Raw genomic sequence first — 15118 nt, 5'->3', positions numbered from 1 at the left:
TGATTTCCGCGCAACCCATTGAAGATACATCCACGGTGCCGTTCTGGCAAGGGCGCCGAGGCGACAGAACAACGGCAACGCCGGCCCCAAAAAGAAAGCGGCCGGGTTTCCCCGGCCGCTTCCATTTACTGCATCAGGTCCTGACGGATCAGAACTTGTACTTCAGGGTCAGCTGCATCGACCAGCGCGACACGCCGGTGTTGCCCTTGTCGTTGTTGTTTTCCTGGATCGTCGGGGTATCGGTGGAACCGGTGAAGTTGTAGATGTACTTGCCGGTGGCCGGATCGATACCTGCGTAGCTGGCTACGCGAGCGGTCGAGTTGAAGCCGTAGTCTTCGATGTGGCCCCACTTCTTGTTGATGAGGTTGCCGACGTTCATGATGTCCAGCGCCAGCTCACCCTTGTGCTCCTTCATGAAGCCCGGGAACTCCTGGGAGATGTGCACATCGAAGCTGTTGGTCCACTTGGTGCGGAAGGCGTTGGCCGGGGCGATCTGGCCCTGGTACTTCTCCAGCTGCGGGTTGGCTGCCAGCCAGTCGAAGAACTGCTTCTCCATCGCCGCGCCGCCGGTGAACTTGACGTCACCGTAGCCGTTGGGCACGTAGAACAGGTCGTTGAAGTAGCCGGCACCGGTGGTGGCAGCGGCATCGCCGTTCATGTCGTTGTAGTAGATGTAGCTGAACGGACGACCCGAACGCCCTTCGTAGAACAGGCCCACCGAGGTGTTGTAGTCGCGGAAGAACGCCTTTTTCCAGTTGATCGAGCCGGTCACACGGTCCTTGATCGCGTAACGCGAATCATAGGCCACGTTTTCGTTGGCGGTCCCGATCAGGGTGCTGCCCCAGTTGGAGGTGTTCTGCGAGCTGGTCAGCGGGCTGACTTCCTTCGCGGCGGTGTAGGTATAGGCCAGCGACCAGCCCCAGTTCTCGGTCAGCGGCTTGTTCAGGCCCGCGGTGAACTGGCGGCTGCTGCCCTTGTCCGTGTTCTTCATGAGCAGCACGTCGCCCATGTCATCCGGACGGTTCGCCTTGCCATTCGCTCCGGCCGCACCCTCTCGGACCGAGCAGTTGGTCGGCGAGGCGGCCAGACCAACACACGGCACGTAGCCGGCGTCGTTCCAGTACAGCTCACGACCGTCCTGGCCAATGCGGGTTGCAGCAACGGGGCCATTCTTGCCACGCAGGTCCAGGCGCTCGAAGTAGATCGCGTTGTTGACCTTGGTGTACAGGAACTCGGCCGATGCCACGATGCCATACCACGGCAGCTCGTGATCGAACGCGATGTTGGTCTTCCACACCGACGGCAGCTTCAGATCCGGTGCCGCGATATCCACGTTCTGACGCGCACCCGCGCCGGCAGCCGGGATGTACGGCGGATTGGTATCCGGCGTGAAGATCCCGTTCTGGTTGCGGACCGTGTACTCGGTGTAGTTCAGGCCGGTGTTCTGGTACGCACCTGCCAGCCAGACGTTCGGGGCGGCGCCGCCGAACAGGCCCACGCCACCGCGCATCTGGGTGGGGCGATCGGTATCGAAGGTGTAGTTGAAGCCGAAGCGCGGCTGCACCAGCTTGTCATCGGGAAGCTTGGTGTTGTCGTAGCCGTACAGCTCCATGATGCGCGGGTTGTACAGGCGCTGCGAGCTGAAGTCCGGCATATCAACACGGACGCCGGCCTGAACGGTCAGGTTGCTGTTGACCGCCCAGCTGTCCTGGACGAACACACCGGTGTTCTTCAGGGTGTACTTGGCCGGAATGTCGTCATAGCTGCCGCCGGCGCGCGGCGCGCGCACAACGTACTGGTTGACGCGGCCGGCAGCGAAATCAGCCAGGTTGGAGAACACGTACGCACCGTTGACGTTGCGGCCGTAGTAGTTCAGCAGGTCGTTGTCGGAGTAATCGAAGCCGAACTTGACGGTGTGGTCGCCCACGTACCAGGTGGCGGCACCGAAGGCGCTCAGCTCCTTGCTCTCGACCGCGTTGACGTGCGAATTCTGCTCGGTACCGAAGTAGAGAGAATCATTGCCACCGTTGCCAAAGCCACGGATCTGGATCTGCGGCAAGCTCGACGGCGTGGTGCGGACCGAGGTGTACTCCTTGTGCGAGAGCTTGAACTCGGTCGAGAAGTTCTCCGACCAGTCGCTGAACAGTTCACCCATCCAGGATTCATAGGTCTTCGGCTGCTGGTACCAGAAGCTGCTCAGCGACACGGCGCTGTTGCTGATCTGGGGGAAGCGGACCACATTCTGCTCGAGCTTGTTGTAACGCACGGCAGCACGGTGGTTATCGCTGATGTTCCAGTCAACCTTCAGTGCGTACTCTTCCACTTCGGTCTTGTTGGCCGGCGCGTTGAGCGAACCGGCATCAAAGCCGTAACCAGTGGCGATCTGCTGCGCACGGGTGATGTCGGCGTCGGTGATGGTGCCCTTGCCGTACGGCGAATCGGTCAGGCTGACGCCCGGGGCCGAACGCTCCATCTTTTCGTAGTTCGCGAAGAAGAAGACCTTGTCCTTGATGATCGGGCCACCCAGGGTCATGCCGTAGGTCTTTTCGTCATCGAAGCCGTTGAAGCGGACGCCTTCCAGATCCTTGCGGACCATGTCCTTGTCGCGGTACGCGTAGTAAACGGTGCCGCCGAAGTTGTTGGTACCCGACTTGGTCACCGCATTGATCACCGCACCGGTACCACCGGCGATGGTGGTGTCGTAGTTGGCGATGTCGATGTTGATTTCCTGGATCGCATCCATCGACACCGGCTGACGCTCGGTCGGCAGGTTGTTGGATTCCAGACCGAACGGATCGCCGGCACCGATGCCGTCGATGCGGATCGCGTTGTAACGGGTGTTCTGGCCACCGACCGAGATCGCACCGTCGGCCTTGCTGACCTGCGAGATGCGCGGGTCGAGGCGGATGTAATCCTGGATGTTGCGGTTGACCGACGGCAGCGACTCGATCGTCTGGCGATCGACGTTGGTGCCGGTGCCCATCTTGTAGGAACTGAAAACGTCCGAACCACCCGCCACAGCCACAACCTGCACGGCCTCGAGGTTGGTGGCACCGGCAGCGATATCGCCGGCCAGGTTGGCGTTGACGGTGTTTACCTGATTGAGGTTCAGGTAAACGCCTTCTTCAGTCTTCGTGCCTTCACCGGACTTGTTGATGGTGATGGTGTACGGACCACCCACGCGCAGGCCGCGCGCGTTGTAACGACCCGACGCATCGGTGGTCGCACGGCTGACCGTGCCCGACTCGGTGTGCGTGATGGTGACTTCGGCACCGACGACAGGCGCGCCTGCGGCCGACGTAACCTGACCGCCGACACCGGCAGAGGTGCTCTGGGCGAAGGCGGGAGCGGCGGCAAGTGCAGCCACGAGACCAAGCGTCAGCTTGGACATCCGGAGACAACGGGAGTGGGTCATTGGGGAGTAGCCTCGATGCGAGATTGGCGATGGCGGAGAAAAAAACGCGCCCAAGCAGCCTTGCTGGCGGCTGACTGGACTTTTATCTGGGTTCCCTAGCCGCGAGCTGGTTTCAGCCGCAACGGTTAACACTAGATTAACACGGTAACCCCGGATTGTGACGTTTTCGCTACAAAACACACGCCATCACAACGGGATCGTGACGCTATCTTCACATCCGATTGTGACCGGCTGAATGCGGGCCATTTGGCGCCGCCAGCGGTTTCGGGAGGGTCCCGCGGGGTTTTCAAGGTTCACTGGGGAGCCGGCCAGCGGCCGGCACTACCTGACAGCCGTGGGACGGCCCTGGGCACGGTCGCCCTGGGCACGGTCACCCGACGGTGACGCCCTTCCCGCCCTCAGGCCTCGAGAATCTGGCCGCGATGGGCAGCGCCGGCGGCGGACAGCAGCATGACCGCCGCGGCGGCGCACTCGGCCGGGTCACGGGCGGTGCGGTCTTCATCCAGGGAGAAGGCACGGGCGCGCAGCGCCGTACGCATCGGGCCGGGCTGCAGGCCGCTGACCCGCACCGGGCTGCGGCCGAGTTCGTCATGCAGGGAGGCGATCAGGCCGCGCAGTCCGTGCTGGGCCGCGCCGTAGCCGCCCCAATACGCCTGCCCTACCCGCGCCGGGTCATCCACGGTGAATACCAGCGCGGCATCGTCACTCTGGCGCAGCAGCGGCAGGCAGGCCTGGGCCAGCCAGGCCGGCGCGGTCAGGTTCACATGCACGGCGCGGGCGAAGGCGGCCGGGTCGGCCAGCTCGAACGGGGTCAGCCCGGCGAAATCGGCCGCGCAGTAGAGCACCCCATCCAGATGACCGAGCTCGGAGTGCAGGCGCTCGGCCAGGGTGGCGTAGTCGTCGGGGGTCGCCCCTTCCAGATCCAGCGGATACAGCAGCGGCTCGGGGCCGGCAGCCTCGACGGCAGCGTAGACCCGGTCCAGGCGGCGGGGTTTGCGCCCCAGCAGGACCACGGTTGCCCCGGCCTGCGCGCAGGCGACAGCGGCGGCGCTACCAAAGCCTCCCCCGGCCCCGGCGATAAGAATGACGCGATCGGCGAGCGATCCGGTCCCGACCACCACGGACGGGACCGCACTCACGGCTGGGAAGCCTCTTCGACGATGCGCTTGAGCTCGCCGGATTCGAACAGCTCCAGCACGATGTCGCAGCCGCCGATCAGCTCGCCGTGAATGAACAGCTGCGGGAAGGTCGGCAGGTTGGAGAAGCGCGGCAGGTTGGCGCGGATCTCGGGTTCTTCCAGCACGTTGACCGTGCGCAGCGCGATCGCGCCGGCGGCCATCAACGCCTGGATGGCACGGCTGGAAAAGCCGCACATGGGATATTGCGGCGTGCCCTTCATGAACAACACGAGGGGGTAACGTTCGACTTCGGACTGGATCTGCTGCATCACCGCCACAACGACTCTCCCTCCAATGGGACAACCCGGCCTCACCGGTCGGATAGACTTCCCTGGCCGCCATTGTATGCCCTACCTTCGGGTGGTGGGCACCCTGCCATCGGCCACACTGATGACGATCCGCCATGGATCGGCGCTCTCCCTTCCCAATCTGTCGTGCCCATGCCCCTCGAATTGCCTCGCCTTCCCTACGACCGCGCCGCCCTTCAGCCTCACCTGTCGGCGGAGACACTGGACCTGCACCACGGGCGCCACTTCCGTGGCTACCTGGAAACGGTGAACGCACGTATTGAAGGCACGGAGCTGGCCGAGCTGCCGCTGGAGGAGATCGTCCGCCAGAGCCAGGGCAGCCTGTTCGATGCCGCGGCACAGGCCTGGAACCACCAGTTCTATTTCCAGTGCCTGCACCCGCGCGCCGGGGGCGATCCGCAGGGCCGGCTGGGTGAACTGGTCACCCGTCATTTCGGGGATGCCAAGCGCCTGCGCGACACCTTCGACCGCGCCGCGCTGCGTCTGTTCGGCTCGGGCTGGGTGTGGCTGGTGCAGCACCCCAACGGCGCGCTGGCGATCCAGGCCACGCGCAACGCGGGCACGCCGCTGACCGGCGAGAGCACTCCGCTGCTGGCCTGCGATGTGTGGGAACACGCGTACTACACCGACTACCAGAATGAGCGCTCACGCTATCTGGAGGCGTTCTGGAAACTGGTGAACTGGGACTTCGTCACCGCGCAATTGCGCGATTGAGGCGGTGCCGGCCAACGGCCGGCACTACCCGATGCTCAACCGCGCAGGATCTTGATCACCGGCGCGACCTGCTCACCGCGATCAAGCTGCGCACCGACGCTTTCCAATGCACCGGCCAGCGCCGCCGCATCATCATCACGCAGCGTGGCATGGCCGACCTTGCGGCCGTCCCGCGCCTGCTTACCGTAATCGTGCCAATGGCCGCTGGCCTGGCCGAGCACGGCCGCGGCACCGGGCATCTGGCCGATCCAGTTGAGCATGCAGGCATGGCCCAGCATGCGCGTGTCGCCCAGCGGCAGGCCAAGCACGGCACGCAGATGGTTCTCGAACTGCGAGGTCTCGCTGCCTTCGATGGTCCAGTGGCCGGAGTTGTGCACGCGCGGCGCCATCTCGTTGGCCAGCAGTTCATCGCCACGGCAGAACAGTTCGAGCGCGAACACGCCAACATAGTCCAGGCGCTCGGCCAGCGTACGTGCGTAGCCGATGGCCGCCTCGTACTGGGCCGCCGGCAACTGCGCCGGGGCCAGACTGGCCGAGAGCACGCCATTGACGTGCCAGTTGCCGGTGATCGGCCAGGCGCGGAACTCGCCATCCTGCCCGCGGACCGCCACCACGCTGACTTCGCGATCAAAGGCGACGAAGCCTTCCAGAATCAGGCCGGTCTTTTCGACGTAGCTGCCGAGGGTTTCCCATGCCGCGTCGATGTCGGCCGCGCTGCGAATCCGGAACTGGCCCTTGCCGTCATAGCCCAGCCGGCGGGTCTTGACGATGCAGGGCATGCCGAACTCGGCGACCTTGGCCGCCAGTTCATCGCGGCTGCGGATATCGGCGAAGGCCGGCAGCGGGATGCCCAGCGACTGGAACAGGGTCTTCTCGCTGAGCCGATCCTGGGCCACGGCCAGCGCATCCGGATTGGGATACACCGGCACGCGCTCGGCCAGGAACGTGGCGCTGCGCGCCGGCACGTTCTCGAAATCGAAGGTCACCACGTCCACGCGCGCGGCGAACGCAGCCAGGGCCGCCTCATCCTCGAACGCGGCCACCTGCAGCGGGGCCACCTGGGCACCACAGGCATCGGCGGCCGGGTCGAACAGCTCGAAGCGCAGCCCCATCGGCGCACCGGCCAGGACCATCATGCGGGCGAGCTGACCGCCGCCCAGAATGCCAACGGTCCTGGACGTCATTGACGCGGATCGTCGTGGGCCATGACGTCTTCGGTCTGGCGGGCGCGGAAGGCCTCGAGCGCTTCACCGATCGCCGGCTGGTCCGAGGCCAGCATGGCGGCTGCGAACAACGCCGCGTTGGAGGCGCCGGCGTTGCCGATGGCGAAGGTGGCGACCGGGATACCGGCCGGCATCTGCACGATCGAGAGCAGCGAATCCATGCCGTTCAGCGCCTTGGACTGCACCGGCACGCCCAGCACCGGCACGGCGGTCTTGGCGGCGATCATGCCCGGCAGGTGCGCGGCCCCGCCGGCACCGGCGATGATCGCGCGCAGGCCACGCTGGCCCGCCTGCTCGGCGTAGGTGAACAGCACGTCCGGCGTGCGATGCGCCGAGACCACTTTCACTTCATAGGGAACGCCCAGCGAATCCAGCTTCTGGGCGGCGTGCTGCATGGTTTCCCAATCCGAGCGGGATCCCATGACGATGCCGACGAGCGGCGCGGTTTGGTTGAGGGTCATTGGCCGTCACCTGCCTTAAAGACGTATTCTAGCCGTCTTCCACGCAAGACGAAGAATCCATGGATCGCAAGCTGCTCGACCTCCTGTGCTCGCCCGATACGCGCCAGCCCCTGTCCCTGCTCGACGCCACCGGTCTGGACGCGCTCAACCGCGCGATCGGCAGCGGTGCCGTGCTCAAGGCCGATGGCAGCCCGCAGGCGCAGACGCTGCGCGAGGCCCTGCTGACCCGTGACCGCAAGCAGGTGTTCCGCGTGGACGACGGCATCCCGGTGCTGCTGGCCGAAGAGGCCATCGCCACCGCCCAGATCGCCGATTTCCCGGAAAAATGAGCCACCTCCCCGTGCCGGCCCCCGAGGCCGCCCTGGTGGCCGCCGATGTGGCCCGTGCACTGGCCGAGGACATCGGCAGCGGTGATGTCACCGCCGCCCTGCTCCCCGACCGCCCCGACAGCGCCTACCTGCTGTGCAAGCAGGACGCGGTGATCGCCGGCCGCCCGTGGTTCGATGCGACCCACCGGGCGCTCGATCCAGAGGTCCGGATCGAGTGGCGCGTGGCCGAGGGCGACCGCGTCGCCGCCGGCACCGTACTGGCCCTGCTGCAGGGCCGCAACCGCAGCCTGGTGAGTGCCGAGCGGACCTCGTTGAACTTCCTGCAGACGCTGTCCGGCACGGCGACCACCACCGCGCACTACGTCGCGGCGGTGGCCGGTACCGGCGCGCGGATCCTGGACACCCGCAAGACCCTGCCCGGGCTGCGCGTCGCGCAGAAATACGCGGTCCGCTGCGGTGGCGGCGACAACCATCGCCTGGGCCTGTTCGACACGGTGATGCTCAAGGAAAACCACATCCGTGCGGCCGGCTCACTGACCGCGGCGGTGCTGGCGGCGCGTGCGCAATGGCCGGCGTTGCCGCTGGTGGTCGAGGTGGAAGACCTGGACCAGCTGCGCGAGGCGCTGGCGGTGGGCTGCACCCGCATCCTCATCGACGATTTCGACGCCACCACGCGGCGCGAGGCCGTGCGCATCGCGGCCGGGCGGATTCCGCTGGAAGTGTCCGGCAGTGTCGGCCTGGACGGCCTGCGCGCGATCGCCGAGGACGGCGTGGACTGCATCTCCATCGGCGGACTGACCAAGCATGTGCAGGCAATCGACCTGTCATTGAAACTGGGCCCGCCCCCACAGGGCTGATGCCGCTTTCACGGTATGGGCAGATGCGGTCTGCGAGGCTGCGTCTGCCCCCACCTGGAATGCACGCATGCGCTGCCTGCCGCTTCTCGCCTGCCTGTCTCCCCTGTTCGCGCTGCTGCCGCCGCAGGCGTCCGCCGCCGAGGTCTGCGATGTACCCCCGCGGTTCGGGCTGAGCCCGCTGGCCGTGGCCATCGTGCAGACCGCGTGCAATGAGCACCGCCTCTGGTACCGGCCCTTCATCGATCGCGATGGCCGCGCGGCCAGTCTCAGCGTGACGGAAGCCGAGGACGTCCACCTGGCCGACAACGGCCTTGTCGCGTGGCAGCGGGTGGTCGGCTACTGGCGGCAGAGCGGCACCTTGTCGCCGATGGGCAGCCAGCCCGGCGCATCGAGCTGCATGGCCCCACCGGGCACGCGCTACACCGATAGCGACTGCCGTGCCTTCCTGGTGGACAACCCGTGGTCGGCCGCCTTCATTTCCTGGGTGATGACCCGCGCCTCGGTGCCCGGCTTCACCCGCTCGCCCCGCCACATCGACTACATCCGCGCGGCCTACCAGAACAGCGGGCCGTACCGGATGACCGACCCGGCGCAGGAGAAACCCGCGCCCGGCGACCTGCTGTGCTACCTGCGCGACCGCCGCGAGACCCTGAGCTACACCGGGCTGGTGCAGTCGCTGGGCAGCGGCGCGGTGACGCACTGGAAATCGCACTGTGAAGTGGTGATCGCGGCCAACATGGGCGGCGACCGCACGCTGTATCTGATTGGTGGCAATGTCATGAACACCGTGGCGTTGCGCAAACTGTCGCTGGACCGCAGCGGCCGGATCGAACTGCCGCCGGCGAAGGCCAATGCAGGCGATGGCGTGGATCTGGGCTGCACGCCGGGCCGCGAAGAGGAATGCAGCTTCAATCGCCAGGACTGGGCCGCACTGCTGAAACTGGTGGCCACCGCGCCGGCGGCGGTGCCGATGGGAGCTCCGGACCCGGCGACCCTGCCCGCTCCCGGTGCGACGGCACCGCCGATGGCCGCCCCGGCTTCCCAGGCACCGATGCGCGCGCCCACCGTGGTGCCGCCCCGTCCGCCGGTCCCGAGCGCGAACCCGGTTCCGGCCCCGCCGGCGAGCCCGACTCGGACGCCGACACCCACACCGACACCGATACCCGTCCCGCCACCGCCACCGCCACCGCGCACGACCTGATCGCGCTCGCGCGGATGGCTTGATCCGCGCCGCATTCGTCGCCATCTTGGAGGGACCGACCTCCCTGACCGCGCCGAGTCACCGATGCCCAGTTTGATCCTGTTGATGATTGCCGGCGCGTTTGCCTACGCCTTCTGGAATTCTTCGCGTGCCGCCGCCGAACGTGCTGGCGTGCTTGGGCGCAATGCCTGCCGCGCTGCCGATGTGCAGTGGCTGGACCAGAGCGTGCACGCCACCGGCCTGCGCGTATGCCGAAAGGACAACGGCTGGCTGGGCTGGGAGCGCACCTTCAAGTTCGAGTACTCACACGATGGCGTGGACCGCCACAGCGGGCGCATGGTGCTGCGCGGTGATCAGCTGATCACGTTCGTGGGGCCATCGGCGGCGAGGATCAGCGAGATCCGGCGCGATATCGATACGCGCGATGCCGAGGACGTCTGATGAAATGGCCGCCTTGCGGCGGCCATGGTGGGTCTTATTTGACCACCCGCAGATGCGGGCGACCGCTGGGCTTGGGCGGTGCGTCGTCCGGCGGGGTCGGTGAATCGTCCGGCGGCAGCTCATCGTCCGGACCCGGCTCATGGCCCGGGATGTCATCCGGCAGCGCCATGCCCTGCCCCGTCTCGCGGGCATACACGGCCAGCACGGCCGAGATCGGCACCTGCACCGGGTAGCTGGTGCCGGAGAAGCGGGCCGAGAAGCTGACGCTGTCATTGTCGATATGCAGGCGCACCACGGCGCGCTCGGCGATGTTCAGCACGACGCGGCCATCCTTGACCGCGCTCTGCGGCACCTGCACGCCAGGCAGGCCGGCGTCGACCAGGATATGCGGCGTCAGGTCGTTGTCATTGATCCATTCCACCAAGGCCCGCAACAGGTACGGGCGGTGGCTGGTCATGCGAAAAGTGTCTTCAGTCATGTGGTAGAGCCGAGCCGTGCTCGGCTGCTCTTGATCCGGATTGCCTGATGCAAGTGTACGCGCCCGCCTACCCGCAGGTCAGCCATGGCGCGTACCGGCACCGCGATTTCGTTCAGTACACGGGTGTGCCGCATGCGGCACACGTACCCCGATCAGACCGGCAGATCGCGCAGTTTCTTTTCCTGGTCGGTCAGGCTGCGGATGAAGCCGGGGTGCCGGAAAATGCGGTTGCCATAGTCTTCGATCGACTTGCCATCCTTCGGCAGCGGCACGTCCAGTGCCTGCAGCCGCCAGATGATCGGTGCCATCGCGCAGTCGGCCAGGCTCATTTCCGGGTTGAGGAAGAACTTGCTGGCCTTGAACAACGGCACCGCGCTGGTCAGCAGTTCCTTCAAGCGTTTGCGCCCGGCCTCGGCCTGGGTCTTGTTGCCCAGCTGGATGGCCTGCACCTGTGGCACCCAGTCGTGTTCGATGCGCAACATCGCCAGGCGGATGCGGGCCCGCGAGAGCGGATCGACCGGCATCAGCGGCGGGTGCGGATAGCGCTCGTCCAGGTATTCGCTGACCACCGACGCCGCGTACAGCACCAGCTCGCGTTCCACCAGGGTGGGCACGGAGTGGTACGGATTGAGATCGATGAGATCTTCGGGCGGGTTCTGCGGGTCGACCGGCACGGAGTCATAAGTGACGCCCTTGGCCGCCAGTACCAGCCGCACGCGATGGCACAGCACATCGTCGTTCGAGGAAAACAGCGTCAGGGTATTCCGCATGCGTACGCTCGCCGCCATCAAAGGCTCTCCAACGTCCGGTAACCGCCGGTCGTATCGGCGCCGCCAGCCCATTGCCGACGGTCGTCACAGTACCCGAGTGTGCAACCGCACATCACAAAAGCCAATAGGGCGATGGTCCCACGCGTGGAACGATCGCCACTGGACGGCGCCCGACGGCTCAGTGGACGTCCTTCCAGTATTCCTTCTTGAGCAGATAGGCCAGGAAGGTCAGCAGCGCCAGGAACAGGATCACCCACACGCCCAGCTTCTGGCGTTTGAGGGCCGCCGGCTCGCCGGCATACTCCAGGAAGTTGGTGATATCGCGCACCACCTGATCGTACTGCCCGGCATCGATGTTGCCCGGCTGTTCGATCTTCAGCCCAACCACCGGAGCATCCAGCCCGGGGCCCTCGGCCTTGCCGTGCACCGCATGCTGCAGCCCCTGCATTTCCCACAGGGGGTTGGGCATGGAGGCATTGGGGAACACGGTGTTGTTCCAGCCCAGCGGCCGCGTGGGATCCAGGTAGAACGATTTGAGGTAGGTGTAGACCCAGTCGCTGCCCCGCACGCGCGAGATCAGGCTCAGATCCGGCGGCATCTTGCCGAACCACTTCTCGGCCTGCGCCTTGGGCATCGTCACCGGAATCGGCTCACCCACCGGGGTGCCGGTGAAGTTGAGGTTGTTCATGACCTCTTCTTCGCTCAGCCCGAGATCGGCGGCCATGCGCGAGTAGCGCAGGTATTTCAGCGCGTGGCAGCCGGAGCAGTAGTTCATGTAAAGCTGTGCGCCGCGTTGCAGCGAGGCACGATCGCTCAGGTCATTGCCTGCCTGCAGGGTCTTGGCGCCCTCGGCGGCATCGGCCACCGCGACACCGAGCATCAGCGCCGCCGCGCAGGCCAGCCGGACAATCCAGTGGTCAGTCATGCGTGGTCACCCGGTCCGGTACCGGCTTGGTCCTGTCCAGCTTGGTCCATAGCGGCATGGTGATGAAGAAGGCGAAATACAGGAAGGTCAGCACGCGCCCGATGTAGGTCTCGTGCGCATCCGTACCCGGGCCGGAGCCGATCACGCCCAGCCACACGAAGCACACCGCGAACATGCCCAGCAGGCCGCGCGAGAGCAGGCCGCGGTAGCGGTAGGACTTCACCCGCGCGCGGTCCAGCCACGGCACCAGGAACAGGATGGCGATCGCCGAGAACATCACGATCACACCACCGAGCTTGTTGGGCACCACGCGCAACATCGCGTAATACGGGGTGTAGTACCAGACCGGCTTGATGTGCTCGGGCGTCACCAGGCGGTTGGCCTCGGTGAAGTTGTCGTGCTCCAGGAACAACCCGCCGAAGGCCGGGGCGAAGAAGATGATGAAGGCGGCGATGATCAGCAGGAAGCCGGCGCCGACCGCATCCTTGAGCGTGTAGTAAGGATGGAAGGGAATGCCATCGGTAGGCGCGATGGCCGACCAGCGGTTGCCCTTCGGGCCCTTCTTGATCTCCACGCCGTCCGGGTTGTTGGAGCCCACTTCATGCAGCGCGCCCAGATGCAGCACCACCAGCAGCAACAGCACCAGCGGCAGTGCGATCACGTGCAGGGCGAAGAAGCGGTTGAGGGTGGCGTCGCTGGGCAGGTAGTCGCCCATGATCCATTCGGTCAGGCCGGTGCCGATCACCGGGATCGCGCCGAACAGCGAGATGATCACCTTCGCGCCCCAGAACGACATCTGGCCCCACGGCAGCACGTAGCCCATGAAGGCCTCGGCCATCAGCACCAGGTAGATCAGCATGCCGAGGATCCAGACCAGTTCGCGCGGCTTCTGGTAACTGCCATAGAGCAGGCCGCGGAACATGTGCAGGTAGACCACGATGAAGAACAGCGAGGCACCGGTGGAGTGCATGTAGCGGATCAGCCAGCCCCACTCCACGTCCCGCATGATGTATTCGATGGAAGCGAACGCTTCGGCCGCGTTCGTCTTGTAGTGCATCGTCAGGAAGATGCCGGTGACGATCTGGTTGACCAGGATCAGCAGCGCCAGCGAACCGAAGTAGTACCAGATGTTGAAGTTCTTCGGCGCGTAATACTCGCTGACATGCTTGCGGTAGACCGGCATCAGGCCCGGCGCGCGGGCGTTGACCCAGTCGGCCAGTCCGGTGGCGGTGCGGGAAAGGATATTGGCCATGATCAAGCCGCCCCCTGCGGATCAACGCCGATGATGATGGTGTTGTCGTCCTGGTAATGGTGCGGCGGCACCAGCAGGTTGATCGGTGCCGGAACATCCTTGAACACGCGACCGGACATATCGAAACGCGACTTGTGGCAGGGGCAGAAGTAGCCGCCCTTCCACTGCGGGTCGTAGGGCTCGGGGCGGATCTCGGCGACCATTTCCGGCGAACAGCCCAGATGGGTGCACAGCCCGACCAGCACCGAGACCTCGGCCTTGATCGAACGGAATTCGGGATTCTGCTTGAGCACGTACTCGGGCTGCTGTTCCTTCTCGCCCGACTCGGGATCCTTCAGGCGGCCGTCCAGCCCGTGCAGCGCATCGAGGATGGCCTTGGAGCGCTTGACGATCCAGATCGGCTGCCCACGCCACTCCATGACCAGACGCTGGCCTTCCTGGAGCGCACTGATGTCGGCAATCACCGGGGCACCGGCCAGTTTGGCGCGGGCGCTGGGATTCCAGGACTTGATGAACGGTACCGCTGCAAATCCGACGCCGACCGCTCCGACCACCGCAGTGGTTGCTGAGAGAAACCGCCGACGTCCAGTGTTGACTGGATCGTTTACCCCATCGTTGGCCATCCGGCACTCCGATATTGATTTAGGTAGCTTGAGGCTGCCAGCAGACCGGTGGGGGCCAGTCCACATTGAATCAGCCGCGAGTGTAGCTGAACCGAAGTCGGCCACACAACGCGGTACTACGGAACGACATTACCCCCGACAGTACGGCATCAGGTACCACCGGCGCCATGGGTTATTGATGGGTGGCGACCGCACTTCGATAGCGGTCGGCCAATACGGCCACCCGCTTCACGTAATACTGGGTCTCGCTGTAAGGGGGCACGCCGCCATGGCGGGCTACCGCACCCTCGCCCGCGTTGTAGCCCGCGGCGGCGAGGGTCAGGTCACCATTGAAGCGCTTGAGCAGCCAGGACAGGTACTGCACGCCGCCGCGGATGTTCTGCGAAGCATCATAGGAATCACTGACCCCGAAGCGACGCGCGGTGGGCGGCATCAGCTGCATCAGGCCCTGCGCGCCGGCCCGGCTCAGCGCCAGCGGGTTGTAGGCGGACTCGGCATGGATGATCGCGCGCACGATCGCTTCTTCCACCCCGAACTCCCGGGCGGCCGCGGCGATCTCGCTCTGATAGGCCGTGGTGTTGAGGCGGACCGAGCCGAAGTTGACCGAGGGGTTCGCGCCACAGGCATAGCAGCGTTCGATGAAGGTGTAATGGATGGTGCGGACCTGCCCGAGGCTGGCCATCTGGGCCGGACGTGCGCTGGTGTAATGGCGCACGCCGTCTTTCATATACGAATAGAGCTGACCGCTGCGGACCTGCCCAGCCTTGCCAGCTGCGGGGGCCCGGGTGGGCGGCGCGGTCAGCACGGTGGCCGGAGCCGGAGCCGGAACCGGGGCGGGCGTGATCGCGGTGGCGACCGTGGCGGTATCGGCCCGGACCGGCGCGGCGGTGCCCCCCGCTGCAGGTGTGGCGCTGGCGATCTGGGCGACCGGGGTCGGCACGGG

Annotated in this window: 16 protein-coding genes; 5 read left to right on the top strand and 11 right to left on the bottom strand. The window is 65.7% G+C overall.

Annotated elements, in window-relative coordinates; genetic code table 11:
• Nucleotides 1-148: 148 nt before the first annotated feature.
• From ACW6W5_RS08150 to grxD, 3 genes are all read right to left on the bottom strand, one after another.
• On the bottom strand, nucleotides 149-3415 hold the full coding sequence (locus tag ACW6W5_RS08150) for a TonB-dependent receptor (RefSeq protein WP_152151462.1): 3267 nt from the start codon (nucleotides 3413-3415) through the stop codon (nucleotides 149-151).
• A 398-nt stretch (nucleotides 3416-3813) separates the two neighbouring features.
• On the bottom strand, nucleotides 3814-4554 hold the full coding sequence (locus ACW6W5_RS08145) for an SDR family NAD(P)-dependent oxidoreductase (protein ID WP_152151460.1): 741 nt from the start codon (nucleotides 4552-4554) through the stop codon (nucleotides 3814-3816).
• Nucleotides 4551-4871 (bottom strand): Grx4 family monothiol glutaredoxin, encoded by a 321-nt coding sequence (gene grxD, locus ACW6W5_RS08140; protein ID WP_019186185.1) that lies wholly within the window; start codon nucleotides 4869-4871, stop codon nucleotides 4551-4553. Before grxD ends, ACW6W5_RS08145 begins: the two co-directional genes overlap by 4 nt.
• 162 nt (nucleotides 4872-5033) lie before the next feature.
• Here grxD and ACW6W5_RS08135 point away from each other — a divergent pair, with 162 nt between their 5' ends.
• Nucleotides 5034-5615, top strand: coding sequence for a superoxide dismutase (locus ACW6W5_RS08135; protein WP_152151458.1), 582 nt, complete (start codon nucleotides 5034-5036; stop codon nucleotides 5613-5615).
• Between the two features lie 35 nt (nucleotides 5616-5650).
• Here ACW6W5_RS08135 and ACW6W5_RS08130 read toward each other — a convergent pair whose 3' ends face one another.
• Both ACW6W5_RS08130 and purE read right to left on the bottom strand, forming a co-directional pair.
• Complete coding sequence (locus ACW6W5_RS08130) at nucleotides 5651-6799, bottom strand: 5-(carboxyamino)imidazole ribonucleotide synthase (RefSeq protein ID WP_152151456.1); 1149 nt, start codon at nucleotides 6797-6799, stop codon at nucleotides 5651-5653.
• A complete protein-coding gene (gene purE, locus ACW6W5_RS08125) occupies nucleotides 6796-7299 on the bottom strand; it encodes a 5-(carboxyamino)imidazole ribonucleotide mutase (protein WP_019186188.1) in 504 nt (167 codons plus the stop codon). Before purE ends, ACW6W5_RS08130 begins: the two co-directional genes overlap by 4 nt.
• Nucleotides 7300-7358: 59 nt before the next feature.
• On the opposite strand from purE, the gene ACW6W5_RS08120 reads away from it, so the two are divergent.
• The 4 genes from ACW6W5_RS08120 to ACW6W5_RS08105 all read left to right on the top strand — a co-directional run bounded on the left by ACW6W5_RS08120 (nucleotide 7359) and on the right by ACW6W5_RS08105 (nucleotide 10127).
• The gene (locus ACW6W5_RS08120) at nucleotides 7359-7628 is read left to right on the top strand and encodes a Trm112 family protein (RefSeq protein ID WP_019186189.1); all 270 of its coding nucleotides are present in this window, start codon (nucleotides 7359-7361) and stop codon (nucleotides 7626-7628) included.
• The gene (gene nadC / locus ACW6W5_RS08115) at nucleotides 7625-8485 is read left to right on the top strand and encodes a carboxylating nicotinate-nucleotide diphosphorylase (RefSeq protein ID WP_121041661.1); all 861 of its coding nucleotides are present in this window, start codon (nucleotides 7625-7627) and stop codon (nucleotides 8483-8485) included. The genes ACW6W5_RS08120 and nadC overlap by 4 nt, the downstream gene beginning before the upstream one ends.
• 67 nt (nucleotides 8486-8552) lie before the next feature.
• Nucleotides 8553-9686 (top strand): DUF2272 domain-containing protein, encoded by a 1134-nt coding sequence (locus ACW6W5_RS08110; protein ID WP_226956586.1) that lies wholly within the window; start codon nucleotides 8553-8555, stop codon nucleotides 9684-9686.
• An 84-nt stretch (nucleotides 9687-9770) separates the two neighbouring features.
• Nucleotides 9771-10127: a DUF3301 domain-containing protein gene (locus ACW6W5_RS08105; RefSeq protein WP_019186192.1), complete on the top strand. Its 357-nt coding sequence runs from the start codon at nucleotides 9771-9773 to the stop codon at nucleotides 10125-10127.
• A 34-nt stretch (nucleotides 10128-10161) separates the two neighbouring features.
• On the opposite strand, the gene ACW6W5_RS08100 is transcribed toward ACW6W5_RS08105, so the two are convergent.
• The 6 genes from ACW6W5_RS08100 to ACW6W5_RS08075 all read right to left on the bottom strand — a co-directional run.
• On the bottom strand, nucleotides 10162-10605 hold the full coding sequence (locus ACW6W5_RS08100; protein ID WP_121041657.1) for a ClpXP protease specificity-enhancing factor: 444 nt from the start codon (nucleotides 10603-10605) through the stop codon (nucleotides 10162-10164).
• A 152-nt stretch (nucleotides 10606-10757) separates the two neighbouring features.
• Entirely contained in the window at nucleotides 10758-11393 is a 636-nt protein-coding gene (locus ACW6W5_RS08095) for a glutathione S-transferase N-terminal domain-containing protein (RefSeq protein ID WP_019186262.1), read from the bottom strand.
• 160 nt (nucleotides 11394-11553) lie between these two features.
• Complete coding sequence (locus tag ACW6W5_RS08090) at nucleotides 11554-12255, bottom strand: cytochrome c1 (RefSeq protein WP_428999463.1); 702 nt, start codon at nucleotides 12253-12255, stop codon at nucleotides 11554-11556.
• Between the two features lie 37 nt (nucleotides 12256-12292).
• Complete coding sequence (locus ACW6W5_RS08085) at nucleotides 12293-13552, bottom strand: cytochrome b (protein WP_121041653.1); 1260 nt, start codon at nucleotides 13550-13552, stop codon at nucleotides 12293-12295.
• Between the two features lie 2 nt (nucleotides 13553-13554).
• Nucleotides 13555-14175, bottom strand: a complete 621-nt coding sequence (petA, locus tag ACW6W5_RS08080) for a ubiquinol-cytochrome c reductase iron-sulfur subunit (protein ID WP_019186259.1) — start codon at nucleotides 14173-14175, stop codon at nucleotides 13555-13557.
• Nucleotides 14176-14347: 172 nt separating this feature from the next.
• The coding region (locus tag ACW6W5_RS08075) for a lytic transglycosylase domain-containing protein (protein ID WP_458233639.1) at nucleotides 14348-15118 on the bottom strand (771 nt) is incomplete at its 5' end.

This window comes from Stenotrophomonas sp. IS26, from assembly GCF_054188265.1.
Note: the sequence above shows the minus strand (reverse complement) of the source record. Positions and strands in the feature narration are given on the sequence as shown.